Annotated in this window: 17 protein-coding genes, 1 rRNA gene and 2 pseudogenes; 6 read left to right on the top strand and 14 right to left on the bottom strand. The window is 59.5% G+C overall.

Going from position 1 to position 25,693, the window contains the following annotated elements; translation table 11 throughout:
* Nucleotides 1-103: ribosomal RNA gene (gene rrf, locus NJC38_RS28090) — 5S ribosomal RNA — on the top strand; the annotation flags it as partial.
* A gap of 137 nt (nt 104-240) precedes the next feature.
* On the opposite strand, the gene NJC38_RS28085 is transcribed toward rrf, so the two are convergent.
* From NJC38_RS28085 to NJC38_RS28075, 3 genes are all read right to left on the bottom strand, one after another.
* Nucleotides 241-891 (bottom strand): BON domain-containing protein, encoded by a 651-nt coding sequence (locus NJC38_RS28085; RefSeq protein WP_253118064.1) that lies wholly within the window; start codon nt 889-891, stop codon nt 241-243.
* A 198-nt stretch (nt 892-1,089) separates the two neighbouring features.
* On the bottom strand, nt 1,090-3,366 hold the full coding sequence (locus tag NJC38_RS28080; protein ID WP_253118063.1) for a heavy metal translocating P-type ATPase: 2,277 nt from the start codon (nt 3,364-3,366) through the stop codon (nt 1,090-1,092).
* Nucleotides 3,367-3,402: 36 nt separating this feature from the next.
* On the bottom strand, nt 3,403-3,963 hold the full coding sequence (locus NJC38_RS28075; RefSeq protein ID WP_253118062.1) for a GNAT family N-acetyltransferase: 561 nt from the start codon (nt 3,961-3,963) through the stop codon (nt 3,403-3,405).
* A 251-nt stretch (nt 3,964-4,214) separates the two neighbouring features.
* On the opposite strand from NJC38_RS28075, the gene NJC38_RS28070 reads away from it, so the two are divergent.
* Nucleotides 4,215-5,288 carry an NAD(P)-dependent alcohol dehydrogenase gene (locus NJC38_RS28070; protein WP_253118061.1) on the top strand — a complete coding sequence of 358 codons (1,074 nt, stop codon included), beginning with the start codon at nt 4,215-4,217 and terminating at the stop codon, nt 5,286-5,288.
* Nucleotides 5,289-5,297: 9 nt separating this feature from the next.
* Here NJC38_RS28070 and NJC38_RS28065 read toward each other — a convergent pair whose 3' ends face one another.
* Together NJC38_RS28065 and NJC38_RS28060 are read right to left on the bottom strand one after the other, a co-directional pair.
* The gene (locus NJC38_RS28065; protein WP_253118060.1) at nt 5,298-6,056 is read right to left on the bottom strand and encodes a cyclic nucleotide-binding domain-containing protein; all 759 of its coding nucleotides are present in this window, start codon (nt 6,054-6,056) and stop codon (nt 5,298-5,300) included.
* A gap of 133 nt (nt 6,057-6,189) precedes the next feature.
* The gene (locus tag NJC38_RS28060; protein ID WP_253118059.1) at nt 6,190-6,639 is read right to left on the bottom strand and encodes a potassium channel family protein; all 450 of its coding nucleotides are present in this window, start codon (nt 6,637-6,639) and stop codon (nt 6,190-6,192) included.
* 230 nt (nt 6,640-6,869) lie between these two features.
* On the opposite strand from NJC38_RS28060, the gene NJC38_RS28055 reads away from it, so the two are divergent.
* The 4 genes from NJC38_RS28055 to NJC38_RS28040 all read left to right on the top strand — a co-directional run bounded on the left by NJC38_RS28055 (nt 6,870) and on the right by NJC38_RS28040 (nt 12,632).
* Complete coding sequence (locus NJC38_RS28055) at nt 6,870-7,880, top strand: universal stress protein (protein ID WP_253118058.1); 1,011 nt, start codon at nt 6,870-6,872, stop codon at nt 7,878-7,880.
* 13 nt (nt 7,881-7,893) lie between these two features.
* Nucleotides 7,894-8,808: a universal stress protein gene (locus tag NJC38_RS28050; RefSeq protein WP_253118057.1), complete on the top strand. Its 915-nt coding sequence runs from the start codon at nt 7,894-7,896 to the stop codon at nt 8,806-8,808.
* Between the two features lie 52 nt (nt 8,809-8,860).
* Nucleotides 8,861-10,066: an acetate/propionate family kinase gene (locus tag NJC38_RS28045; protein WP_253118056.1), complete on the top strand. Its 1,206-nt coding sequence runs from the start codon at nt 8,861-8,863 to the stop codon at nt 10,064-10,066.
* Nucleotides 10,067-10,127: 61 nt separating this feature from the next.
* Entirely contained in the window at nt 10,128-12,632 is a 2,505-nt protein-coding gene (locus tag NJC38_RS28040; RefSeq protein WP_253118055.1) for a phosphoketolase, read from the top strand.
* Between the two features lie 275 nt (nt 12,633-12,907).
* On the opposite strand, the gene NJC38_RS28035 is transcribed toward NJC38_RS28040, so the two are convergent.
* From NJC38_RS28035 to NJC38_RS27995, 9 genes and pseudogenes are all read right to left on the bottom strand, one after another.
* Nucleotides 12,908-13,843 (bottom strand): restriction endonuclease, encoded by a 936-nt coding sequence (locus NJC38_RS28035; RefSeq protein ID WP_096481167.1) that lies wholly within the window; start codon nt 13,841-13,843, stop codon nt 12,908-12,910.
* 24 nt (nt 13,844-13,867) lie between these two features.
* Nucleotides 13,868-15,211 (bottom strand): restriction endonuclease subunit S, encoded by a 1,344-nt coding sequence (locus NJC38_RS28030; protein WP_253118054.1) that lies wholly within the window; start codon nt 15,209-15,211, stop codon nt 13,868-13,870.
* Nucleotides 15,208-16,749: an N-6 DNA methylase gene (locus tag NJC38_RS28025; RefSeq protein ID WP_253118053.1), complete on the bottom strand. Its 1,542-nt coding sequence runs from the start codon at nt 16,747-16,749 to the stop codon at nt 15,208-15,210. The genes NJC38_RS28030 and NJC38_RS28025 overlap by 4 nt, the downstream gene beginning before the upstream one ends.
* A gap of 66 nt (nt 16,750-16,815) precedes the next feature.
* Nucleotides 16,816-18,327, bottom strand: a complete 1,512-nt coding sequence (locus NJC38_RS28020) for an RNA-binding domain-containing protein (protein WP_253118052.1) — start codon at nt 18,325-18,327, stop codon at nt 16,816-16,818.
* 95 nt (nt 18,328-18,422) lie between these two features.
* Nucleotides 18,423-21,887: a type I restriction-modification system endonuclease gene (hsdR, locus tag NJC38_RS28015; protein WP_253118051.1), complete on the bottom strand. Its 3,465-nt coding sequence runs from the start codon at nt 21,885-21,887 to the stop codon at nt 18,423-18,425.
* Between the two features lie 288 nt (nt 21,888-22,175).
* Nucleotides 22,176-22,451 carry a hypothetical protein gene (locus NJC38_RS28010; protein WP_253118050.1) on the bottom strand — a complete coding sequence of 92 codons (276 nt, stop codon included), beginning with the start codon at nt 22,449-22,451 and terminating at the stop codon, nt 22,176-22,178.
* The gene (locus NJC38_RS28005; RefSeq protein ID WP_253118049.1) at nt 22,448-23,428 is read right to left on the bottom strand and encodes an integrase domain-containing protein; all 981 of its coding nucleotides are present in this window, start codon (nt 23,426-23,428) and stop codon (nt 22,448-22,450) included. The genes NJC38_RS28010 and NJC38_RS28005 overlap by 4 nt, the downstream gene beginning before the upstream one ends.
* A 942-nt stretch (nt 23,429-24,370) precedes the next feature.
* Nucleotides 24,371-25,480: pseudogene (locus NJC38_RS28000) on the bottom strand (tyrosine-type recombinase/integrase).
* A 19-nt stretch (nt 25,481-25,499) separates the two neighbouring features.
* Nucleotides 25,500-25,693, bottom strand: a pseudogene (locus NJC38_RS27995) (integrase core domain-containing protein); the annotation flags it as partial.

Below are 25,693 nucleotides of genomic sequence, written 5' to 3'. Positions count from 1 at the left end.
GAGTGTTGGAACCACCTGATCCCATCCCGAACTCAGTAGTGAAACGATACATCGCCGATGGTAGTGTGGGGCTTCCCCATGTGAGAGTAGGTCATCGTCAAGATTCAAACACAGAACCCCTGATCGCTCTGCGATCGGGGGTTTTGCTTTTGCGCGCAGAAAAGTGCTGCGACAGCCTCAGGAGTAGATCAAAACATCCAGGTACAGGCACCGATCTGTAATTCACCGAGTCAAAATCGGCTAGGCAATCAGGATACAGTTTTCGACACGACTGACACCCGGCACTCCCCACGCCGCCTGCTCACAAGCGCTGCGCTCTCGCCAATGGCGAACATGCCCTTCAAGCTTCACCGCTTTACCATCAACGACAACGCGAATCTTGTTCGTATCCAGTTCTGCATTACGCGCCAAGACCGCTTCGATACGACTCTTCACATCGTCGGCGGTGATCTTGGGTGTTACCACCAACAGGTTATTGATCCCAACGACCCCTGCCAACTTCTGGACGGCATCCTCAGCCGCTTGCCTCTGGTATTGCCAGTCGACTTCACCCTCAAGAGTGACCCACCCTTGCTGAACTTCAATCTGTATCCGGTCGGCAGCCGTGGCCGTATTCCAGCGGACCACATCCACGCAGCGCGAAGCGATACTTTCATCGCTTAGATCCAGGTCGCCGGGAACGCGTACCTCAATCTCTTGGGCAACCGCCTTCACGCCCTTGACGCTTTTCACGGCTCGCTCGGCCGCGATTTTCTCCGCATAGGTTTTGACATGCCCTGTCAGTCTGACAACGCCATTTTCTTCTATGGCAACGCCAATAGCGCCCGCGTCGATATGAGGTTGAAACTCAAGCTCATCGAGAATGGCGCGTCGCAGTGCAAAGTTGTTCATAATCACCCCCGATTATCGGGCTCATGACCCTGGTATGGGGATCCAGGGAAGGCCGTTATTGAAAGCCTGTACCTGGAGAAAAACGTTGAGTTTTGTCACGGTTTTGCGAAGGCGGCTGCACCTGCAGCTGGCTCTGGCCGGACTCCATGACGCAGTAAACAAGGATGCACTGTCGCTGTGCATAGGCATTGAATCCCGTTATCGAAGATCCAGAGTTTGATAAAGCTCCTCTTCCAGGGAAAAGTGCAGCGCCAGCAACGTATCCAGGCGGATGAGCAGTATCTGGATTTCCTTCAGGTCGACGTTCGAAGGCTGAGTTGCCAATTGCTGGTTCATGCGCCGAAGCAGGCCGATCATCCGGAAGAGTTCCCGGTGTGTATGGCTCAAGGCTCCCAGTGGGTCGTCGCCTTTCAGGTAATCGACAAGGCTGGGGTAAAGCTGCTCTTCGTCATCATGCTCATGGGGCAACAGCTCATTGTCGAATTGCTCCAGAAGGCTGCTCAATTCTTTTGTGGCTTGCTCGGCAGGCAGGCTTGAAAAGTTGTAGGCCATGCTGCTGAGCTGCTGAAGTATGTGTTTCATGTTCAGGTGCTCGGCGGCCAGCCGGTCCAGACGCTCATCGGGCAGCCCCCTGGCCCCCTGTCCGCGAGCGGCACCCAGTGCCCGCAGCGCGTTCAGGATAACCCCGACATCAATGCCCTCCTGCAGGATGGCGCCGGCCAGCGGCGGCAGGTAACCGGCTGCCGCGATCAACATCGCCGTAACCGACAGCCCCATGCCGATCAGCAGACTTTGCCGTGCGATCGTGTAGGTGCGCTTACTGATCTCCAGTGCCTCAACGACACGGTCGAGTCGGTCGACCAAAAGCACCACTCCGGCAGATTCCGACGCCGCGCTTGCCCCATTGGCACCCATCGCGACGCCCACATCTGCGGCGGCGAGTGCCGGTGCATCGTTGATCCCATCACCGACCATCATCGTGATGCCATCGACGCAGGATTGCTGGACTGCACGGACCTTTTCTTCAGGGCTCAAACCAGCCCTGACGTCGTCCACACCGGCTGCCACGGCGACCAATTCCGCGGTTTCCAGTCGATCGCCTGTCAGCATCGCGATCTTGTCGAGTCCCATCTGCTTGATATGGCGCAACGCTCGTGCCGACTCCTTGCGTAGCGGATCGGTGAACAGGATGGCACCGGCAAGCTGGTTATCGACAACCACCAGGCTGGCCCCAAGGCCCTGAAAGTCCAGGCGGCTCATCAAGTGTTGCGTCCAGTTGTCTGTGGTGGCAGCTGCGATGTCCGGCCCACCAAGCCAGACTCGATGGCCTTCAACCTCTCCCGACAAACCCGATCCTGGCTGTTCGACAACTTGCGTAGGGATTGCCAACGCAACGTTGCCGACACGGGCGGATGCGGCGATGGCAATCGAGACCGGATGGGGTGAGCCCTGTGCAAGGGAGCCGGCCAGGTACAGCATCCGCTGTACATCCACATCGCCCCTGGTTTCTGCACCCATGACCGAGGGCCGACCCGCCGTGAGGGTTCCGGTCTTGTCGAACAGCACCCTTTGCGTTCTGGCCATCGCTTCGAGCGTGGCGCCGTCCCTGACGAGGATACCCCGTCGCGCGCAGCGAGAGATCCCCGACAAGATGGCCACAGGGGCTGCGAGAATCAACGGGCAAGGCGTGGAAACGACCAACACCGCGAGCGCCCTGACCGGATCGGCAGACCAGGCCCAGCTCACCCCCGCAATCAACAGCGTCACCGGGATGAGGATCAGCGCATAGCGATCGGCTGCGCGTACGAACGGTGGTCGTGACTGACGCGCCTGGGTCGCCATTCTGACAATGCCGGCATAGGTACTCTCCTGCGCGCTGCGCCTGACCCGGAGCGAGAAGGGCGTACCGACGTTGATGCCGCCACTTCTGATGCTGGCCCCCGGCCGGTGATTCACAGGTATGGGTTCGCCCGTGAGCGCTGATTCATCGACGATTGCTCCGCTGCCTTGCAGGTCACCGTCGAGGGGTATCACGTCGCCCATGCGCACCAGGATCAGTTGACCGGGAACAACCTCCTGCAGTGGCACACGGGTCAGATCACCGCCCTCGATCCGCCAGGCAAACGTGGGTGCGCGCTGGATCAGGCGTTTGAGTTCGCGTGCGGCACGTTGCGAACTGAAATACTCCAGATTGCGCCCGGACGCCAGCATGACCCCGACGACCGACGCGACCAGATACTCGGAAAAAAACAAGGCTCCGGCGATGGACAACAGCGCAATCAGATCCACCCCCATCCGGTGTCTGACCAGGTCGATGACGATCTCTACCGCGAGCGTTAACGCCACCAGCATCGCCCCAATGCCCCACAGGCCATGCGCCAGGTCATGCCTGCCGATCAGGCTGGCAATGATCCCGGCTGCCAGTGAGCCAAGCGCGATCACCAGCAGGGCCGGATCCACTCTGATCTTGTCCATAGGCTTCACAGACGAAGCAAGGGCTCCCGGCGCCGCTCAGCACAAGTTCAAACGATGGATGACCTGGGTAGCATCCAGCGGATCCTGACGGCGTACGAACCCCAGCTTGTTGGCCAATCGATGCATGCCTGAATTCGCCTCACTGTCGATGGATAACATCTCGGTGAAGCCATTGAGCCGGGCCGTATTGATCAAGTGTTTCATCAACAGTGTGCCAAGTCCCTTGCGCTGCCATGAGTCGGCAACGACCACCGCCGATTCGCATTGTGAGCTATCTGCCAGCGCGGCATAGCGTGCGACGCCGGTCTCGATCAGCTTGCCCTGGTCCATGCTGAGCCCGACATAGGCCATGCGTCTGCAGCAGTCCACATCCATCAGTTGATCGAGCATTGATTCGCTGGGTTCGTTGATCGTGGCGAGAAAGCGCAAGCGCCGGGATTGAGGGGACAGATGCTTGATAAAGGCAAACTCCCGCTCACGGTCTTGCGGCTCCAGAGGGCGTATCAGGACGTGCGTGCCGTCGTTGAGCGGCTCTATCCAGTGATGTTTCCCAAGTGCGCCTGTAGGCAGGTGCTCGGTCAGTTCGGGCCTGGCCATGTCGATCTCCTGATCTGCTATAGGTGGGCTGTGAAGCGCAGCGCTGCGACGTACAGCGCCTCTACGCGCCTTTCTACGCCCACCAGCACGATGGCGACTGATCAAAATCAGAAATACGACGGGGCCGCTCGACCATCGGTCGGCGCGTGGGGGCCAAGGATGTTTGTTGATAATCATCAAGCGGCCCAACGGGTAGCGCGGCAGGCTATTGGCCTATCCGAGCGTTCTCGCCAACAGCCCCGAGGCCAGCCATGAACAGCATGAAAGCGGCGGTTTTCGTCGAAAAGAATCGCATCGTGCTCGAAGAGAAGCCGATTCCGGAACCAGGCCCCCTGGATGCGCTTGTGCGGGTCACCACCACGACCATTTGCGGCACGGACATCCACATACTGCGTGGCGAATACCCGGTGACCAGTGGGCTCATCGTCGGCCACGAACCGGTGGGTGTGATCGAGCGGCTGGGTTCGCAAGTCCAGGGCTTCTTCGAGGGGCAGCGCGTCATCGCCGGCGCCATCACCCCCAGTGGACACAGTTTTGCCTGCCTGTGTGGCTGTGCATCGCAGGACGGTCCTCACGCCCGGCACGGCTTTCGAGCCATCGGCGGCTGGAAATTCGGTAATACCATCGATGGCTGCCAGGCCGAATACGTACGAGTGCCCGATGCGATGGCCAATCTGTGTGCGATTCCGGACGGCCTCAGTGATGAACAGGTCCTCATGTGCCCCGACATCATGTCCACCGGGTTTTCCGGGGCCGAACGCGGTGATGTGCGCATTGGCGACAGCGTTGCGGTCTTTGCGCTGGGCCCTATTGGGCTGTGTGCGGTGGCGGGTGCGCGGCTCAAGGGGGCGGCGACCATTATCGGGGTCGACACAGTGGCAGAGCGCATGAGTGTCGCCCGGCGCCTGGGTGCGACCTACACGGTCGACTTTCAGGCGGGAGACGTAGTGGAGCAGATCATGACCCTGACCGACGGTCGCGGTGTGGATGTGGCGATCGAGGCGCTGGGAACCCAAGGCACGTTCGAGTCCGCTCTGCGCGTGCTGCGCCCTGGCGGACGGCTGTCGAGCCTTGGCGTTTACGCCAATGACCTGCGCATTCCGCTGGAGGCATTCGCTGCGGGGCTGGGGGACTACAGCATCGTCAGCACCCTGTGCCCGGGTGGCAAGGAGCGCATGCGGCGCTTGATGGCCGTAGTGGACGGTGGGGCTGTCGACCTGTCACCGCTGGTCACCCATCGGTTCAGGCTGGACGAGATCGAAGCGGCCTATGATCTGTTTGCCCATCAGCGCGACGGCGTGCTGAAAGTCGCGATTACGCCATGACTGCGCCAATCAACAGAGGCGCTCTTGTACCGAGCGGAGCTTTCGGGGGGAGCTACAGCCCGAAACCAGAGCTTTGAGGCGTTCCTGGCTGACGATCTCAACAGCCCGTCCGGAGATTCGCACGATATCGTTGTTGCGCAGGTAGGCGATGGCCCGGCACACCGTCTCAAGGCGCAGGCCTAGATAAGCACCAATGTCCTCTCGCGTCATGCGCAATACAAACGCGTGGGGCGAGTAGCCACGGCGTTGCATACGTGTGGCCAGGTCCAGCAGGAAGGCCCCGAGCCGTTCTTGCGCCTTGAGATTCCCCATCCACATCAGAACTTCATGGTCGCGCACCAGCTCCTGGCTCAACGTCCGGTTCAGGTTGTGTTGCAGCGAGGGCAGTTCCCGGGCGAGGCGCTCAAGCTGGGTGAAGCGGATCGGGCAGACTTCGCTGTCTTCAAGGGCAATGGCATCACAGGCGTAGTCCCCGCTGCTTATCGCGTCAATGCCAAGCAACTCGCCCGGCATCTGAAAGCCGGTCAGTTGTTCGCGGCCGTCTTCTGAACAAAACGTCGTTTTGAAGAACCCATGATGAATGGCATAGAGATAGTGCATGGGGTCTCCCAGATGAAACAGAACCGCACCTTTCTTGACCTTCATGCGCTGCGGAATGATCAGGTCCAGGCGTCTGGCGTCCGCAGTATCAAGCCCGACCAGCAGGCAGAGCTCACGCACTCGACAATTGGCACAGCTCTCGCTGCGCAGGGGTAGGCAGTGGTTCATGCGGGAGCCCCCCGACATTTATGTGTACTACCGGCAAAAACGATACGCCTGCAGGCTCATGCTGCAATCGTTGCCGGATGGACGGGCCGCCCCCACCCGCTCGCAAATATGCCGTGTTAGAGATCGTTCGGGGTCATTGCCGACTGGGTCCAGTGGCTTCCTGAAGATTCCAGTACCTCTGCATTTCGATGAACAGGAAGGACGCTGTCCAGGTGATGAGCACCAGACCGGTCAAGGCTTCGAGCCCGGTCAGGAACTTGAGCGGGCCCACGGGCGAGATATCGCCGAAGCCTATGGTGGTGTAGGTGGTAAAGGAGAAGTACACCGAGTCCATGAAGCTGCCGTCGAAGTGACCGACGAGCTGACCCAGCGTTGCGCTTTTGTTCAGCAGGTAATAACCCAGCGCAAAGACCCAGACTTCGATGGCGTGGGCCACCAGCGCTCCCAGCACACCGAAGACGATTCTGAAACGATGCCAGATCTTGAGCCGGGGCATGAGCAAGTTCAAGCGCAACAGGCATTCGTAGTGAATGATCACGGCAGTGGTGATGATCAGCATGTTGATCAAGGTGACGAGGATCATGAAGGCATCTCCGCTGGATGCTTCTGCGTTCGGTGTATGGCGTGATTATGCTCGGGATCGTGATGGCTGGCGCCGGGAAACGCCGACTTTCTGATATAGATCAGAAACGGCCGCCGGTATCGCCCCATCCTGTGAATGTGCGCCGGCCTGCGCCGTGTCAGGCGTTTGGACATCGCTTTCTCCAAGTAGCCACTTTCAGATCACCACTGAGGTCGCTGAATGAGGTCGCCATGAACGCATCGCCAGGCTTTTTGTTGATCGCCTCATCGAACATGCAGCGCACCCCCGCATTCGAGCGCGCCGTGGCCTTGGCCCGGGCTTGCGATGCTGCCTTGCGGATCCTCGCACTGGACTACTTCCGGGCCCTCGAAATCATGGGCGTATTCGACCGTTCGGCGCTTGTCGCCTTGCGTGACAGCTACCTTGAGAGCCATTGCCGGTGGCTGGAAGAGCAGGCCGCGCAAGAGCGCGCACGTGGCCTGGACTGCTCGGTCGAGGTGCTCTGGACCGATGACGATTTCGAGGCGATCAGTACCCATGTGCAGATGGCTCGCCCCATGATGCTGATCAAAGACGTGCATCATGAGCCGCTCTTCGCCCGGCTGTTTTCCACGCCGCTGGACTGGCTCCTGTTGCGCGACTGTACCTGCCCTGTCCAGTTCGTCACGGACGCCCGCCACCCGCTGCCTGGCAAGGTGCTGGCCGCCGTCAATCTTTACCGTTACCAAGAGGCGGACCTGCAGCTCAATGACACGCTGGTGGCCATGGCCGCCCGCCTGGCCAGGCAATGTGGCGCCAGCGTTCATGTGCTCTACAGCTATGACTGGTCGGAGTTCTATGCCAGGAACATCACCATGCTGGGCGCCTTGCCAATCGAGACCGGCTTTCACGAAGCCCTGGGAGAGGCCCATGAGCAGGCTTTCTCCGCGCTGTGCGACCGACATGCCATTGCGCACGATTGTCGGCATTTCCTGACCGGCACGCCGCTACAGACCATCAGTGAGTTTGCTCGCGAGCAGGACATCGACCTGCTGGTCATGGGGACTTTGCCGCGCACCAGGCTGGAGAAAGTCATCGGCAATACGGCCGAATCACTGTTGATCCATTCACCGAGCAGCGTGCTGGTCATCAAACCCGGCGACCACACCGTCGAGGCCGGCCGCGGCGCTTCGGTAGAGAGCCCTGTCGAGAGCCCTGCCGCTGCCCAGCGCAGAACCCCTATGCGCGCCCTTTGGCCCTGAAAGGAGGTGTGACATGTCCCAAGCTGAACGTTTGATGCTGATCGCGTCGCCACTGATGGAACGAACCCCGGCATTTGACCGCGCCCTGGCCCTTGCCAAGGCCCAGGATGCCGCACTGCACATCGTTGCGTTTGATTATGTCGAAGCGCTGGCCACTGCCGGGCTTGTGAATGATAACGCCTTGCGGGAAATGAAAGAGGGGTATCTGGAACGACATCGCAAGTGGCTGGGAGAACAGGTCGTGCCCATGCGCAGTGTTGGGGTTCAGGTCACCCATGAAGTCATCTGGGTGGCACACCCGCTCGACGAAATTATCCTGCACATCGGCGAAATGAAACCTTCGCTGGTCATCAAGGACCTGGAGCACCATTCGTGGCTGACCCGAATCATGTTCACGTCCCTGGATGAGCACCTGCTGCGCAAATGCCCGGTGGCCCTGCACCTGGTGGCCCATCCGGCGCCCCATGTGCTTCCCCGCAAGATTCTCGCCGCCGTTGACCCTTTTCGCCCGGACGAACAGTACGACGGCCTCAACGACCGGATCATCTCCACGGCGGAAAAACTCGCGGCGCAGTGCAACGCGGAGCTCCACCTGCTGTACGCCTACGATTTGTCCTACGTCTTCAGCGGCGGGAGCGACCTGGCGTTCAACTCCGAAATGCATGAGCGGATCTACAAACTGGACGAAAACGCGTTCGATCACCTGGCCGAGCGCTACGGTGTGCCCCTCGAGTGCAAGCACCTGGTCATGGGCAACCCTGCGAAAGTCATCGTGGCATTCAGCGAGGCACACGACTTCGACGTCATCGTGATGGGCGTCGTCCATCGCAGCGTGCACGGCAAATGGTTGGGTAGCACCACCGAACATGTCGTGCGTCATCTGAAAACCAGCGTTGTGGCCGTCAACCCGTACCCGCTCGTGCCATGACCGGCAGTACAGGCGCTCGGGGCCAACAGGGGCGCGACCCCAGGAGAGCCAAATGATCGATCAGTCACCTCCGGTACTGTTGGTCTTGAACGCTGGCTCCTCGAACCTGAAGTTCTCCCTGTATGACGCGGCTGTACCCGTCGAAGCGGAGCGCTGCCTGGGGCGCGGCAGCGTGGAGGCGAGCAAGGGCATGCAGCGCCTGGTGTTTCTCGGTTCCGGCGACGAGCAGGAACGACAGGCCGAGTGGCCAGGCGACCATGCGACCTCCATCGACGACACGCTGTCACGGCTGATGGCCTGGATTGCCGAGGCCGTCGGGTGCGACATCGTTGCAGCAGCGCACCGTGTGGTACATGGCGGCGACTGCACCGAGATGGCCATGATCGTCACCCCGGCCTTGATGAGCGAAATGCAAGCCTTGAGCGCGGTGGCCCCACTGCATCAGCCCAAATGTCTCGCCCCGATCAACCATCTGGCCCGCGAACGCCCCGGCTTGCCGCAATTCGTGTGTTTCGACACGGTCTTCCATCGCACGCTCGATGCGCTGGAAAGCCGCTTCGGGCTGCCGCGCACACTGACTGATCAGGGACTGCGCCGCTACGGGTTTCACGGGCTTTCCTACGAATACATCGCCGGGCGGCTCATCGATCATGACCCGTACGCGGCGCACGGCAGAACGATCGTTGCCCACCTGGGTAATGGTGCCAGCTTGTGTGGCCTGGTCAACCGGACCAGCCGCGCCACGACCATGGGATTTTCCACCCTCGACGGATTGCTCATGGGCACCCGGCCTGGCCGGCTGGATCCCGGCATCCTCCTGTACCTGATGCGCGAGCGGCACATGAGCGCAAAGGGTCTGGAGAACCTGCTCTATCACCATTGCGGGCTGTTAGGGGTGTCCGGCGGGATCAGCAGTGACCTGCGTGAGCTGGCCGCCAGTGCCGCACCGCAAGCTGCCGAAGCGATTGCCTTGTTCGAGCGGTACGTCGTCAAGGAAATCGGTGCGGTTGCCGCGGCACTGGGCGGCCTGGACGCACTGGTGTTTACCGGTGGCGTGGGCGAGCACGCCAGCGACGTGCGCAACGCCATTCTCGACGGTTGCCGGTGGCTGGGCCTGGAGCGTGACTGTGACGGGCGGCAGGCCGGTACGAACTGCCTGTCCCACCCCGGCAGTGCCGTGACGGCCTGGGTGATTCCCACGGATGAAAACGCCGTGATCGCACGGCACACCCTGCGCCGTTTGCACCAAGCAGCCTGAGCACCCAGGTGTTCGTCCTCCAATAGCGCCACGCCAACTCCGCCGCCCCTAAGGAGCCGCCATGTATGTGTTCAACCCACAGGTTTCCAGTGCCGACCTCAACGCCTCCCCGCGCCCTGACCACCTTGCCGCGCAAGACAGTGCCGCAGGCGTGCTGTCAGCCGACCTGCTGGATCGGCTGCATCGCTACTGGAGCGCGGCCAATTACCTGTGCGTCGGCCAGATCTACCTGCGCAACAACCCCCTGCTGCGCGAACCACTGAGCGCCGACCACATCAAACCGCGCCTGCTAGGACATTGGGGCACCTCGGCCGGACAGAACTTCATCTACGTGCACCTCAACCGCCTGATCCATGAGCGCAAAGTCGAAACCGTCTTTATCTCAGGCCCAGGCCACGGCGGGCCGACCCTCAACGCCTGCGCCTGGCTGGAGGGCACCTACAGCGAAGTGCACCCGCAGGTCGCCCCCGACGAAGCCGGCATGTTGCGCCTGTTCCGCAGTTTTTCCGCCCCCGGTGGCATCCCCAGCCATTGCGGGCCGCACACGCCCAACTCGTTGCATGAAGGCGGAGAGCTGGGCTACTCGTTGATGCATGCCTTTGGCGCGGTGTTCGACAACCCCCAATTGCTGGTCGCCTGCGTCATCGGCGACGGCGAAGCGGAGACGTGCCCTCTTGAAGGCAGCTGGAAAAGCGTGCAGTTCATCGACCCCGCCCGCGACGGGGCCGTGTTGCCCATCCTGCATCTCAACGGCTACAAAATATCCGGCCCCACCGTCGAGGCGCGCACGGCGGATGAGCGGCTGATCGAACTGTATCGCGGCCGTGGCTATCAGCCGATCATCGTCGCCGGTGACGACCTGCCCGGCATGCACCAGCGATTCGCGGCTGCGCTGAACAGTGCCCACGACGCCATCGGCCGACTCCAGCTGCACGCCAGGCAGGGCCATCCACTGGCTGAGAAATGGCCGATGATCATCCTGCGCAGCCCCAAGGGCTGGACCGGGCCGCACGTGGTGGACGGGGTGCCAATCGAAGGAACCTTCCGCGCCCACCAGGTGCCGCTGGCCAACGTCATCGACAACCCCGGGCACAGGGCACAACTGGAACGCTGGATGCGCGGCTACCTCTCGCAGCACCTGTTCGATGCCCACGGTGCGCTCCTGCCAGACCTCAAGGCCCTGACGCCCCCCGCCGAACTGCGCATGGGCGCCGTGCCCCATGTCAATGGCGGGCGCGTGCTGCTGGCGCTGGACCTGCCCGATTTCGCCGGCTACAGCCTGGAAGTCCCCGGCCCCGGCCAGGTGATCGCCGAGGCACCGCGCAAACTGGGCGAATACCTGCGTGACGTGATGCGCAGCAACCCGCACAACTTCAGAGTCTTCGGCCCGGATGAAACCAACTCCAACCGCCTCAACGCCGTGTTCGACGCCGCCGACCGAAAAGCCTCCGGCACCTGCCTGACCCTCGACGACCACCTTGCGCCTGACGGGCGGGTCATGGAAGTGCTCAGCGAACACCTGTGCGAGGGCTGGCTGGAAGGCTACCTGCTCACCGGGCGACATGGCATGTGGTCCACCTACGAAGCCTTCGCCCAGGTCGTCGACTCCATGGTGACCCAGCACGCCAAATGGTTGCAGCAAAGCAAGGAATTCCACTGGCGCCGCCCGCTGGCCTCGTTGAACATCCTCATCACCAGCCACGCCTGGCGCAACGACCATAACGGCTTCAGCCACCAGTCCACCGGCTTCGTCGACAACGTGCTGCAACGCCGTGCGGACGTCGTACGGGTCTACTACCCGCCAGACTCCAACTGCCTGATCAACGTCTTCGACCACTGCCTGCGCAGCCGGAACTATGTCAACGTCGTGACCTGCGGCAAACAGCCGGATTTCCAGTGGCTGGACTTCGACGCCGCACTCAGGCACTGCTCACAAGGCGCCTCCATCTGGGCCTTTGCCAGCAACGACCAGGAGCATGAACCCGACGTAATCCTGGGCTGCGCAGGCGATGTTCCGACCACCGAAACCGTCGCCGCCGCCTGGCTGCTGCGCAAACACGTCCCGGACATTCGTGTCCGGGTCGTCAACATCGTTGACCTCGGCACCCTCTGCGCACCGGAGCAACGCCCGCACGGCCTCGACACCGCCTCCTTCGACGCCCTGTTCACTCGCGAAGCCCCGGTCATGTTCGCCTTCCACGGCTCCACCTGGGTCATCCACTCAATGGTCCATGGCCGCGCCAACGAAGCGCGCTTCCACGTACGAGGCTTCAGCGACCGGGGAACCACCACCACCCCGTTCGACATGGTAGTGCTCAACCGAATGAGCCGTTACCACCTGGCCATCGACGCCCTGAGCCACATACCCCGGCTACACCCCCAAAGCGCAACGGCCGTGGACCACTTCACCCGCCAGCTGAGCCGGCATGAGGTATGGATTCGCGAACACCTTGAAGACCTGCCGGAAATCCGCAACTGGCGCTGGACAGCGGACTTCAGCGAACCGGATTGCCCACCGCCGCTGGCCAGGGGGCATGTGCGGGGAATGGGGTTTACGGATGGGTGAGGGGGGAGGGGGGTACGGTGCGCCGGGGTAATCTGAAATAAGCCTGTAGAAAGCTGATTTTATTGACTAATAGTTGATTAGTCCAATTGCTTGGAATACCACTTGGAATGCTGCGTAATCTGGCTTCGCATGGATGATGCTTGTTGAGCTCAGCCTCTATCAGGATTCGAGATCGAAGTGTAGCCGACGGCGTTTGTTAACTACTTTTATCCCTGATTTTAAGGTACTTAGGAGCGACACCCAGTTGCGCTCAAGTATTTGGGCTGCACTTCGGCTCAGCCGAGTGATTCGTCAAAGTAATCGCTGTCGAGCCTGGGCACCTTGTAAAGCTGCGAGCTGATGCCCACCTCGTGGTCGAGCATCAGATTGACCAGGCGTTTGCCGTCGACCAGCACCAGCCCCTCGACCGAGCGCGCAAAGTCAACGGCCTGCGCGGTGAAGCCGGAAGTGGTGATGAATACACCGCGTTTGGCTTTCTGCCCGGCCAGGGCGCCATAAAACGCCTGCAGGTCGGGGCGGCCGACGGTGCTCTGCCAGCGCTTGGCCTGCACGTAGACCTTCTCCAGCCCCAGCGCGTCCAGCGAGATCACTCCGTCAATGCCGCCATCGCCACTGCCGCCGACTTGTTGCAGCGCCTGACGGTTTGCGCCGTAGCCAAGGCTGTGCAGCACGTCGAGTACGATGTGCTCGAAGCGCGTCGGGCTCGCTTGCAGCAGGCTGTCCAGCAGGTCGCCCGCAACGCTGGTACGCAGTTCGAGTATGGCTTGGTTCAGCCTCTCCTGCGGGCTGCTAGTGGCGAGGTCGGTCTGGACAATCGGCGTTGACGTGTCGTTGCTTTCATCCAGCGAGGCGGCGTCCGGCGCTGTCTTCAGCTTCACGCTCATGAAGTTCACAGCTAGATGCTCGACCTGTTCTGCGCTCAACGGGGCAGGGTTGGCCTGAGCGAATGCGCGGCCGGTGTCGGTCAGCTGCCAGTAGCCACGCTTTGCGCTGCTGGAATAACCGGCGCGCTTCAGCCGATCATGCGCCCAGCCTGAACGGTTCTTGTAGGTGGCCTGGCCACTGGCGATGGTCTCCTGCCGCTGCTCCTCGCTTAGACCAAGCATCACGGAGGCCGCTTCATGGGCCTCGCCCGCAGTGGCACCCTCCGCGTGGGCGGCGAGAAAACGCATGATGGGCTCGATGAACTGGTCGTAGGTCGGGACAGGCATGGTTCGTTCTTCCTGATGAAAGGCTTAGCTCGGCGTAGCAACTCGACGCCCGCGCTTTGTCTTAGGCGTGGCGGCGCGTTGGGCTTTGATGCGCTCCAGCAGTACGCTGGCCGGTTCGTCGTTCGGGTCTTGCGGCACCAGTTCGCCGCGGAAAGCCTTGGCTAGGATGCTTTGCGTCAGGCCGTCAATGCGCGCTTGGGCTGCTTTAACGCGAGCTTCAAGTTGGTCGGCGAAGACAAGCAGTTGCTCGACGCGGCGGACAATTTCAGTTTGCTCTGACAACGGAGCTAGAAGGACCGGAGCGCTCATCACAGTCTGTTGATTTATTTTCGGCATGTTCCCTGCGGTGCCAGTCGCATTGTCTCGGAAGTGCTTGCGAACCGCTCGACTCGATAGGCACATATGGAGGTACTCCGTGAGCACGCCTTCCTTCGGCCTACACTTCATCATGAGATCGGGATATATGTGGTTCATTGGTTCACCATCATAAATTGCACTGACGCCCACATACTCTAAAGTATTTGCTCGCTGAATGAGGATGTCGCCTGGGTAGAGCCATAGGTGAGAGTCCCGCGGAATTGCCTCATCTACATATTTGAAGTGCTCGCCTTTAAATACACCGGAGGTCGTGGCGGACAAACTCAGCGTTTTTATAGCGGTTTCGTACGCCACGGGCTTGGGGGAATAACCATTTCTTGGTTTGCCATCAATAATATCCGCCAAAGTTAGCGTGTCCCATTTGGCAACTGCGCCATTTCGACACTCCTTCGTCAACCGCCCCGAAACGGCGGCATCTAGGACGGAGTGGCGGAAGCGCTTGAGCAGTGTGGGGATGCTGTCGATATGAGATTTCAGAGTATCGACCTGAGCTAGTAGTTCGTCGAGCTTGGCGACGATACGGGTTTGTTCTGTCTTTGGCGCGAGAGGTACCTCAAATGATTTCAGAATGGTTTGACTAATATTCTGTTGGCTTGCCCCTTGACCAAGCTTGACAAGCTCGGATCTCGAAAATTTCAGTGCATAAAAGATATATTTTTTGTCAGCAATTTCATTATCAACTATGCAAAAAGCGATTGCTTGGTTAGTGCTACATTCAATTCCAGCAATAGCAAGCTTACCAATTGAGCCGTACATGGCGATTAGTAGCGTTCCCGCGGGAATTAGCTTCGCCGAGCTATTAGCAAGACCAGAGGCCGAAATCTTATTGGCAGTTTCTGTAAGTAGTTCGTCGTTGAGGTCGCCAATAACTGCCCAAGGAACGTTACCTTGATAGTAAGTCGCGTTTCCTTTGGAGGGTGTACCTCCACTTCCCCAAATGCCTAACTCATGAAGCTTGACAAGACACCAGCCGGCAGGAGAGCTATTCATTCTCCAGCCCCCATTTCCAGCCCCATCACTTCCGCCATCAACTGTCTTTGAGCTAATACTTCATCCCCAGCCCCCAGCGCCTTCATCAGCTCTTCCAACTCACGCAGCGCCTCGGTCAATTCAGCCATCGCCTCACACGCCAGCACTTCCGGAGCGGGCAGGTCAGCGGCATCCAAGCTGCTGTTGTCTGTTAGCCAACTGATGTCCAGCGAGTCACTTCGCTCGTTGCGGATGTAATCGCGGGTAAAGCTGCGGAAGCGGCTGTTTTCACCGATACCTTCGACGTTCTCGGCGCGTGGGCTTTCGCCGTCGGGGGTGTCGCCATAGGCGTCCTCGAACGGTTTGAGGTGAGTGGGGCCGAAGGGCGTGCGCTTGCCGAAGCTGGGCATGTTGCTGCGCAGGTCATAGATCCACACGCGCTTGGTGCAACCTTCCTCCTGGCGCGGGTTTTCCACGGTGCCCTTCTGAAAAAACAGTATGTTGGTCTTCACACCCTGTGCGTAGAAGATGCCAGTAGGCAGGCGCAGGATGGTGTGCAGGTTGCACTTGTCCATCAGGTCGCGACGCACCTCGGTGCCAACGCCGGCCTCGAACAGCACGTTATCCGGCAGCACCACGGCGGCGCGGCCGCCCGGCTTGAGGCCACGGTAGATGTGCTGGAGAAAGGCCAACTGCTTGTTACTGGTGCGGTACGTGAGGTCATCACGAGTCGGGCCACCGCCACCCTTGGCAGTGCCGAACGGTGGGTTGGAGAGGATGACGTCGACCTTGGGTAAGTTGGCCCCGGTCTGACCTAGGGCGTTGCCCAGGTGCACCACGCCTTCTTCGTCGCCCTCCATGCCATGCAGCAGTGTGTTCATTAGCGCCAGACGGCGAGTGCCCGGCACTAGTTCTACGCCGACAAAGGCGCGATTGCGCTGGAATGCCTGGGCTTTGGCGTCGAGGTCGTAGTAATCGTCGGTTCGACTTTTGATATAGGCGTCAGCAGCGATCAAAAAGCCCGCAGTACCGGCGGCCGGGTCTTGTATGGTCTCGCCCGGCTGCGGCTTGATGCAGCGGATGATGCTGTCAATCAGCGGGCGCGGGGTGAAGTACTGGCCGGCGCCGGACTTGGTCTCGCTGGCGTTCTTTTCCAGTAGGCCTTCATAAAGATCGCCGAGGCCGTCTTGGCGGGCGCTGAACCAGTCGATGCCGTCGAGGCTCTTGATCAACTGCTCGAGGTGGCGCGGTTCCTTGAGGCGAGTCTGAGCGTCGGCGTAGATGGCGGCGATCAGCGGGTCAGGGTTTTTGCCAAGGTCCAGCAGCATCTGCCGGTAGTGATTGAGCAGGTTAACGCCGGACTTGCCAGCCAGGTCTGGCCAGCGCGCGCCTTCGGGCAGCTTGTGGCCGAAGCTGTCGTTGTTCTGTACCTGTTCGTACTCCATCTTGATGAACAGCAGAAGCACGAGCTCGGTGACGTAGTCGCTGTAGTTGATGCCATCGTCGCGCAGGACGTCGCAGAGGTTCCAGAGTTTCTGGACGATATCGGAGTTGGTCATTGGGTACCTGTGGCGAAGTGTGTAAAGCGCCAGATTGCGCTGGCGCAAAGAAGTGGTTGTCTGGGCTCAGTCGTCTGAGGAGCGTTGTTCGGCCTTTAGAGCTCGGCCGGCCGCAGTCAGGCGATAGCGTTGCTTGCTGCTGTTGGGCTTGTCTGGAATGGTCATCTCGACCACGCCAATCGTCAGTAGTGGGGTCAAAACCTGCTCGCGGAACTTGCTGCGGTTTCTGCGCCCGACGAAGGTCATTAGCTCTGGCGCAGTGTGATCGCCTGTCATTTTGCACAGCATCGTTATCTGCTCTTGCTGCAAAGACAGGCGAGTTTCGGCATGTTCTTCTTCGGCAGCGGACTCAGTCCCTACTTGGTCCCTACTTGGTCCCGACTTAGTCCCTACTTGGTCCCCACCTGGGCCCGAAAGAGGCCCTTTTTCAACGGCGCGCTGAATCACCACCTTGAACTGATTACTCTGCCGGTCATCCTCCAGCCGGATCATTGGCCAAGCATCGATAGCGCGCGGGATGCCGGTGCCCAAACCGCGATAGGGGAGAATGTGCACAGCATGGGAGGTGAGCGTCGGGTTACGACGGTTGGACAGGCCGAATCGAATTTTCTCGGTATCGAGCACGTCAGGCAGGTGCCCGGGGCTGATCAGTTCGATGCGATCGGCGAAGATCATGATCCGGATGGAGGCTCTGACAAAGTAGTCGCGGTGGATCAGGGCATTGACCAGCAGTTCTTCAAATACCTCCTCCGGCACTTCCAGTTGGCCGAGGGTATTGAAGCCCTGCTGGCGCTGCACGTGGTGTAGGTTGCGCTTTATGAAGGCAAGGCTGCGTCGGTACTGCTCCTGCAGATTACCGTCGATATCTTCGCTGTCTAGATAGTGGCGGTCATGCAGAACCGTGCCCGGAAACGCCACGGCCTTGACATCGAACGCCGGGCACAGACGTTGTGGCGCCTGGCCGAAGAGCAGCAAACCGGGCAAATTGGGTGTGTCGCCACTGGCGAGGCCAAGATTTTCCAGGATGCGGATAGTTTCCAAACCTGTCTGTTCGGGGCTCTGCCGAAAGCGTCTTTGAAAGTACTCGCCGAGCGCCTTGGCATCTATATCCGCTACGCTGCTGCCCGCGACCGGTACTGCATCAGCACACACCAGCCCGGCCTGCTGGAACAAACGCTGCAGTTCTTCACGGGCCGTGACCCGACGCTTGTCGGCGCCGTTCTTTACCCAGATGCGACCCTGGTTGTCGACATAGGGTTTATTCAGCCCTTGTTCGACTGTCACCACCATGACCATCCCGTGTTCGGTCTGAAGGTTGCTGGACAATGGATTGATCGCCGGGCGGACATTCTGTGAGGCCGCGTTGGAGAGCAGCTGATTGAGTCGCGAAATGTCGGTGCTACTCAACCCGCTCACCGCGCCGGAGTCGTCTACGCCAATCAGCAAGTAGCCACCGGACGTATTGGCGAACGCCACCAACTCGGCTGCCAAGGCATCGATATTGCTGAAATCACGCTTGAACTGATGGCGGCTGTCCTCACCACGGTCAAGGATCTGATGAAGCTCAGCAGGGGTCATGAGGCATCTCTAAGTAGCGCAGCGATAAGGCGTATAGCAGGGGCATTATCCCTTATGAACGAGCACGCTGGCCAATCCGGCGTTCCAGATCGGTCTCATCCCGTTTGTGCCCAAAGGTTGTCATTCAGGGCATCCAGCACCACGCCCAGGTTGCCGCCGAGCATTTTGTCCAGCCGCGTGCTGCCGCCATCGCTCTTGAACGCTTCACCAATCTGCTTTTTGTCGATAACGACCTCGTGAACCAGCTGCTTAGCCAGGCGGTCCAGCCACTTACGCTGAACTTGAGTCCAAGGCTGCAGGGTGTAAATCGTCTCCATCGCCTTGGTTACGCGCTGTTCGAATGGCAGCAAAGCCTCTCCGAGGGCAGCGCGGCGGATGAAACCGACGATACTGGCAGCGATTTCCTGGTTCGTCTGGTTGCGCCAGGCGCTTTGCAGGTTCACCTCACTGTAGCCATGCTCGTCGAGCAGCAGGCGTACTTCGCGCAATTGTTCACGGGTCAGGTCTTGGGGGCGGTTGACCACTACGCCGAGGGCCACTGACTGGTTCAACTGATTCTTAATGAAGTCGTTGAAGCTTTCCAGATAGTCCGCGGGCTTGTGGTAATCGCCGTAGTTCTGCTCACGGACCATCAGTTCGTCTGTGTGAGTGGAGATCACCGGGTAGTTCAGCGATCCCAGCAGGGCATTAACCGTGGCGAGCTGATCGAGCAGTTGGGCATGCTGTTGGATGAACCGGGCAGCTTGCTGTGGGCCGAGCTGGTGCAGGTGCTGATGCAGTTTGTCCGGGGCTACGCCCCAGGTGTTCTCCAGCTCGGCGAGCTTGGCCTTTAGGTTTGGCTTTTGCTCGGCCTTATGGCTGGCCTTGCGCAGAATACGCATGACCCGCTGGCTGAGCTGGTCCAGGACGTCGTGAGCATGGCTAGTGTCTGGTTGGTTACCAGGAGCATCAAGGCTGGCTGGGTTGGTTAGCTCGCTGACCAGCTGTTCGAGGCTGATGCTTGGGTCTCTCACTAGCGGCTTCATTGTATCTACTGGTTCGAGGGCAGCGTACAGGTCAACTGGGTCGTAGATCTTGAATACCGTCTTGCCGATTTCATCGCAGCGGCGAGTCGCGCGGCCCTTCATCTGTTCGTAGAGGATGCGCGAACGCACCCGGCGCATGAACACCAAGTGGCAAATGCGCGGTACGTCGATACCGGTGGTCAACAGGTCGACCGTGATGGCAATACTCGGGTAGCGTTCGTTCTTGTACTGGCGGATCAGTTGTTTGACCTTGTCACTTTGCCCGGTGATGATCTGTACAGCTGCCTGGTTGTAATCCTCGTCGTGAACGTCCTTGAAGGCTACGTCAAGAAGGTTTTTGACCCGCTCGGCATGGGCCTGGTTAACGCAAAAAATCATCGTTTTTTCGTCGCCCGACGGGTCGAGCTCTTGCGCCAGTTGCTCGCAGATGACCTTGTCGAAACCGGGCGTAATCACGCGGCGATTGAAGGACTCGATTTCGAAGTCGAGTTCGTCCTCAAGCTCGGCGACATCCACTTCGCCGGTACTCGTATCGATGACGCTGACGCTCTCGCCCTTGGCAAAGTGGATGCCATTCTGGCTCAGCAGGGTTTGGTAGCGGATTGGAGGTTCGTGATCAATCAGCCAGTCGTCAGCCACGGCCTCACGGTAGCTGTAGGTGTATATCGGAGCTCCGAAGACCTCGCTGGTGTGCTTGGCTGGGGTAGCGGTGAGCCCGACGCGGCAGGCGTCGAAATAGTCGAGCACGCGACGATACTGCGATAGATACTGGTTGAAGTCGCGCACTGCCAGCTCGCCTTCAGTCATTTCCTGATCGAGGGTGTAACCGCGGTGGGCTTCGTCGACGATGATGCAGTCGAAGGCATCGATGGGCGGCGGAGTGTCCGACTGGAAGATGCGCTTGACCATGGCCTGCACAGTGGCGACCTGAACCCGTGTTTCAGCTTCGGCAGCCATGTCACCTAGTTCTTTGACGTCGTAGATCTGCGCCAGCGTGTGGTTCTGTTCCAGCGTCGCCTCATTGAAGGCTTCGATGGCCTGTTCCCCCAAGGCGCTGCGATCGACCAGGAAAAGAATACGGCGAAAGCGCTCGGCCTTCAGCAGGCGGTACATCAAGCCAATGATAGTGCGCGTTTTGCCGGTTCCGGTCGCCATGGCCAGCAGACAGTTGCGGCGATTGGCGGCTAGGGCCTGTTCGACGGCGCGGATGGCGTTTTCCTGATAGTCACGCAGCTTGAGATAGGCGAAGCCTTCCTGCTGTAGTTTCGCCTCGGCGTCCTCACGGCTGCGTTTGAGTAGGTCGAGTAGGCCGCCCGGCGTGTGGAAGTCCTGCAGCGGCCGGCGCAGGTTGGCCGGACTGCGCAAGTCACGAAACCAGATGCCAGAAAGCTCGGCGAGCTGCTTAATGAAGGGCCGGCCATTGCAGGCAAAGGCAAACGGGACTTTGAAGTGGCCGCCCTGGCCATCCGTCCAGCCCGTGTTCTGCCCGGCCGGTTGCAGATTATCGGTAACGATCATTTGGCGTGAATAGCGCTCGGCTTGGGGAATGCGGTCCGCTATGTTGACGCGCTTGCGCTTGGCTTCGACGATGGCGACTGGGATTAGGCCGGCGAACAGCACGTAATCAGCGTTTTCTTTCGGCTTGCTGGTTGGCCATTCGGCGATGGCCTTATTCTTGCCCTTTTCGGGCCGAGCGCCCTTGCTGTAAGTAAGATCGAGCGAATCGGCTTCCCAGCCGGTATCGTTCAACTGTTGATCGATGAGAATACGGGTGAGGTCTTCATTGAGGTCGAACTGGCTGCTTGCCTGCTGAGTTTTGCGCGTGACCTGCTGGGCAGCTTGCGGCTGATCTTCAAGCTGTTGTTGCAGCACTTTCAGCCGTGCCTCGAAATCGACTCGGGCCTTCGATAGTTCGGCCTCGCGTTCAAGGGCAATCTGCTCGTAGACGCGAGCTTCCTCGTTCATCTGCCCAACAAGACTGGCTTGCTCATGCTTTTCTTGCGCCAGTAGCTCGGCTAATTGATGGTTGTTCTCCAATTGCTGGCGACTGTCGCCCAGCTCTGCGCGAAGTTTTTCGATCTGCCCCTGCAGCTCACGTAGAGGCTCACTCGGATCGGCCGGAACCATGAACGGCCCAGGTTTGAAGGTGCTGCCGCCCGTGCCAAATGACTGGTGATACCAGATCGCCAAGGCGCGTGCGACCCTCAGTCCGTCCAGTGCCTCACGATGCTGGGTGCGGAATTCGTGGGTAGCCTTATTGCCTTCGATGCGCAGCGTATGGAGCAGGTTGCGGATGTTGCCGTCGAGCTGGATTTCACGGCTTAGGCGGAATAGCAGATCAGCTTGGGAAGTGGTGGCGTCGAACTCAATGCCTGCTCTTACCGCCAGATCCTGGGCGAGCGCTTCGCCCAACTGGCGCAGTTTGATCAGCGTCGTGTTGGGGTCGCTGGAAAATACTCGCTCGGCCGCATTGGCAAGTTGGAAAAAAACCGGATCGTGTTCTTTGAAAAAGGCGAAGTTGCTGTTCTCTGCCATGTTCCATCCCTTGAGTTCGTCACCAGCCATCCCGAGAATGGTGGCGCTATAAAGGCATAATGCCAGACGAAGCGTGGTGCGTGTATAACCATATGCCGTCGGTCCAGCGTGATCAGCTACTGGCCGAGGGCGAGACGTTACGCTTGTATGCGGCGCGATTTGCGCATAACCGGGCTGACTTTAAAAGTCATGATTTCCTCAGCACTGAGGAGGTTGCTAATAGGCGCGTCGACGCCGTGATTTTCCGAGGCGGTGGCGATTACCGATGGTTAGGAACGGGAGCTCCACTCAACGTTTAAAAACCCATGCCCTTTCCAGGCGTCGTGCGAGCAGTTGGACAGTAAGCAAATAGTAATACTGTGTTGCCTCACTGCGGCCGGTGAGGGAATGTTCAAGAAACCAAACCAAATGCTTTCGCTGCCAGGCCCAAGGAGTTGAACGCTGCCAGCGTTTTGCGATTTCAGATTGGATGATTCTCGCCTGCCGCAAATGCCGGTGCCGCGTCGCATGCGACCCTGTCAGCACGGCACTCAAGAACAACTCCATATCAAACGCCTTAGTCATACCCTCCCCCCTATGTAGGCAGCGACCACCTCAATCCGTCCATGCCCCAGCTCATTGCTGATCTGCATGCGAGCCTCAAGATCTAGGCGCCGGTCTATGGCGTAGCACTGACCACCATTTACAGGCGCACGGTGATGTGTGATCTGTTCATAGCGCTCACATGCAAACGCCGCCCGAAGTTCGTGAAAGCCTTTGAGGTCGTGTGCTTTCAGGACCTCTCTCGCTGGCCGGGCTATTTCCTGCAGAACGTTCAGATAGCTCTCGTTTGGAGCAATCAGGTTGCGGCTATCCGCGGGGGATACTTGCAATGCAAATCTAAGTGCGCCACGAATATGGTCATCCACCTTAATCCAGCGGGGGGCAGATGTACCGGCGCGGCCGCCTTTGGTGCCATCCTGGATATTGATTTTGCCGTAGAGCGCGGCTTCACGGCTCAGCCGTGACAGGTCAGCCAGGATGGCCTCGCGCAAACGCATCCCCGTGGCTCGCGTCAACTGAACTATCGCTGCTGCCCGCATCTGATCACGGCTACAAAGCGTCTCGACGATCTGCTGTACCTGTTCGCGGTCTTGGCCTTGCGGCACCGATTGACGGACCCCGGTGCGCTGCATACCTAACGCCTTGCTCGGACTTGGCAATTTCACATATTGATCACCGCGAAGCGCTGCCATGGTTCTGTTAACGCTGGATAGCCGGTTTTGTGCAGTGCTGATTGCTAGGTCTCCGTGCTCAACCAGGCCGCGAAGGTATGCGGCATAGTCCGACAGCACCTCGCGATCAATCTGCCGCGCATCATTGACCCCGGGCCCCGCTTCAGACCGACACCACTTCACGAATGCCAACCACCGATCAGAGTGCGCCTTGACCGTGCCGTAGTGGCCTCCGCCGAACATGTCTTTCAGCGCCTGCGGCCCTGCGTAGCTCAATTGCCTGCCGTAGCCAAAATTGCGGCCTTCTCGCCTGCCTACTAATACCATTTCGGTTCCCTCGCCTAATTCAGCAGGTCTTCGTCCCACGTCATCCCGCCAAGAATGCTGAGTGTTATCAGGGATCAAGGCCCCTGCGGCCTGTGGGATGTCCACTTACGCGGGACTGGCGGCTCCTTACGGCCGAGAGCTTGGGCATCTCATGATCTGGCCCCCTGAGCACCGAAACCGGTGGGCGGGTGGAGGCTGCGTTGGGTGACGAAACCATCGCCGCGAGAGCCTGAGTCGGTTGAAGGCAACGACGCGATGACAGGGGCGTGCCTGGCTGTCAGCCAGGCGCAGTCCAGTTAAGGTCTGCGGCACCATCATCTACATCGTTGTTGTAGGTGGCTTCGGCGTTTGTCACGCCGATTGTCACGAGGAGGATTGCGGCAAAGCCACGTATTACCTTGCCGGCAGCGGTGGTATGTGCGCCCGTCTCTTTCCTTAGAAAGAGACGGGCAAAGGGATGGCGCATATGAAATGGCCATACGAATGGGTTGCTACAAGGCAGCAAGAGGGTAGGGTGGTTGCCGCATGGGCAACGAAGTGAAGTGGGCATCCATCACGAGGGTAGTGACCGTACGAGCTGCCGGACGCGAATCGTACTTAGGTTGAGCCACCGCGTTAGCGGCATGACCTTGAAGGCTCTGGCCATCTGGGGTGCTGCCAACGGCAGCGTTTGGAAGCTTCGTTTTAATGGCGATGGGGGTATGGGTCAATGGCGAAACGCGCCTGGAATTGCGCCAATTGAAAGCGTTGGCGTGGAGTGGAAATCGGTGGCATTCAGTAGCGGCGCGGCCGCTCGTCGCTTTTATAGTGTTAGCCCCTGGGTATGGGGATGCGAAGCCTCCCCATACCCAGGGGCTGGGCCGGAGAGGCTTAGAGCAAAGTGAGTTGGCCACTGCCGCCGGTGAGTCTGACGGCGCGCTTTCTGCCACCGATGCCGCAGCGCTACCGGATCGGCACCACGATGCGATCACGCGTCACGTTGATCGCGGTTGCCGAAAGGTTGCCCGTCGCCGCTTTCTGAATGTATTCACTCCACCACGCCATCATCGGCCGTCGGCGCTCGATATAATCCGCACGGTTGTACGCACTGCGCACTTCATCCTTGTCCACATGCGCCAGCGCGACCTCGATCAACTCGGGGTCCCAGCCATGCTCGTTAAGAATGGTGCTGGCCATCGAGCGCAGACCGTGGCTGACCAGGCGGTCTTGGAAGCCCATCCTCTTGAGCGCCATATTCGCGGTCTGGCTATTGGCGTGGGTGCGGGGATTGCGGTCAGAGGGAAATACATATTCACGATTGCCGCTGTGCGGCCTAACCGTGGCAAGCAGTGCGAGCGCCTGCTCGGTGAGGGGGACCGCGTGGGGGCGGCGCTTCTTCATGCGCTCGGCGGGGATCACCCATAACGCTTTATCGAAGTCGATATCGACCCATCGAGTGGTGGCCGCTTCGGCGGGGCGGGTCATGGTGTGCAGTTGCCATTCGAGCAGGCAGCGGGTGATGCGCTTAATACTGGCGTTGGCGATTTCCATCATAAGCTCGGGAAGCTCTTCGGGCGGAAGCGCGGCCATGTTTTCTTTCTTGGGCTTTTTGAACACAGCGCGAATGCCACTGAGCGGGTTGGCGAAGATCAGCCCGGAGTTAACGCCGTAGGTCATGATCTCGTTGAGCCGCTGGGTCAAGCGTTTCACCGTTTCCAAGCTGCCTTTGGCTTCGAGCGGGCGAAGCAGCTCGATCACCATCGGGGCAGTGATCTTCACCAGTGGCGTGATTCTCATACTCGGCAGCACGTGCAGCGTGAGCGAGCGCCAAATATCTTCGGCGTAGGCCGGGGTGACCGAGTCTTTTTTGAGCTCGAACCAGGCGAGAGCGACGTTCTCGAAGGTGTGTTCAGTTTCGGCTCGCCTGGTTTCATTTAGCATGTTGCGCTGCACTTTGGGGTCGATGCCTTGCGCGAGCAGTTCGCGCGCTTCGACAGCCTTTTTTCGTGCATTCGCTAGTGTGGTGTTTCACAAGTAGGGCGAAAAACTACTTACCCAATGCTTTTGCTGCACGCGCTACGGAACCCAGGATCTAGTTCGCTTTTTTGTGCCAGCGAAATGGCTTCGGATTCTGGTTGTAGGTTTCCAGGTAGTACTCGATTGAGGCCTCTAAATCCTTCACGCTGACATGAGCCTGGCGCTTGATCCATTTCTCGCTCAGTGTTGAGAAGAAACGCTCCACCAGATTCATCCATGAGGCAGACGTGGGGGTGAAATGGATGCTGT

Origin of the sequence: Pseudomonas sp. 21LCFQ010 (assembly GCF_024129905.1) — a bacterium.
Classification (GTDB): domain Bacteria; phylum Pseudomonadota; class Gammaproteobacteria; order Pseudomonadales; family Pseudomonadaceae; genus Aquipseudomonas.
The sequence above is the reverse complement of the archived record's forward strand: the minus strand, read 5'-3'. Positions and strand labels throughout refer to the sequence as shown.

Bases quoted from the DNA above. Each gene is read 5' to 3' on its own strand.
- NJC38_RS28085 (WP_253118064.1), bottom strand. From the start codon at position 891: ATGAACAACTTTGCACTGCGACGCGCCATTCTCGATGAGCTTGAGTTT.
- NJC38_RS28080 (WP_253118063.1), bottom strand. From the start codon at position 3,366: ATGGACAAGATCAGAGTGGATCCGGCCCTGCTGGTGATCGCGCTTGGC.
- NJC38_RS28075 (WP_253118062.1), bottom strand. From the start codon at position 3,963: ATGGCCAGGCCCGAACTGACCGAGCACCTGCCTACAGGCGCACTTGGG.
- NJC38_RS28070 (WP_253118061.1), top strand. From the start codon at position 4,215: ATGAACAGCATGAAAGCGGCGGTTTTCGTCGAAAAGAATCGCATCGTG.
- NJC38_RS28065 (WP_253118060.1), bottom strand. From the start codon at position 6,056: ATGAACCACTGCCTACCCCTGCGCAGCGAGAGCTGTGCCAATTGTCGA.
- NJC38_RS28060 (WP_253118059.1), bottom strand. From the start codon at position 6,639: ATGATCCTCGTCACCTTGATCAACATGCTGATCATCACCACTGCCGTG.
- NJC38_RS28055 (WP_253118058.1), top strand. From the start codon at position 6,870: ATGAACGCATCGCCAGGCTTTTTGTTGATCGCCTCATCGAACATGCAG.
- NJC38_RS28050 (WP_253118057.1), top strand. From the start codon at position 7,894: ATGTCCCAAGCTGAACGTTTGATGCTGATCGCGTCGCCACTGATGGAA.
- NJC38_RS28045 (WP_253118056.1), top strand. From the start codon at position 8,861: ATGATCGATCAGTCACCTCCGGTACTGTTGGTCTTGAACGCTGGCTCC.
- NJC38_RS28040 (WP_253118055.1), top strand. From the start codon at position 10,128: ATGTATGTGTTCAACCCACAGGTTTCCAGTGCCGACCTCAACGCCTCC.
- NJC38_RS28035 (WP_096481167.1), bottom strand. From the start codon at position 13,843: ATGCCTGTCCCGACCTACGACCAGTTCATCGAGCCCATCATGCGTTTT.
- NJC38_RS28030 (WP_253118054.1), bottom strand. From the start codon at position 15,211: ATGAATAGCTCTCCTGCCGGCTGGTGTCTTGTCAAGCTTCATGAGTTA.
- NJC38_RS28025 (WP_253118053.1), bottom strand. From the start codon at position 16,749: ATGACCAACTCCGATATCGTCCAGAAACTCTGGAACCTCTGCGACGTC.
- NJC38_RS28020 (WP_253118052.1), bottom strand. From the start codon at position 18,327: ATGACCCCTGCTGAGCTTCATCAGATCCTTGACCGTGGTGAGGACAGC.
- hsdR (WP_253118051.1), bottom strand. From the start codon at position 21,887: ATGGCAGAGAACAGCAACTTCGCCTTTTTCAAAGAACACGATCCGGTT.
- NJC38_RS28010 (WP_253118050.1), bottom strand. From the start codon at position 22,451: ATGACTAAGGCGTTTGATATGGAGTTGTTCTTGAGTGCCGTGCTGACA.
- NJC38_RS28005 (WP_253118049.1), bottom strand. From the start codon at position 23,428: ATGGTATTAGTAGGCAGGCGAGAAGGCCGCAATTTTGGCTACGGCAGG.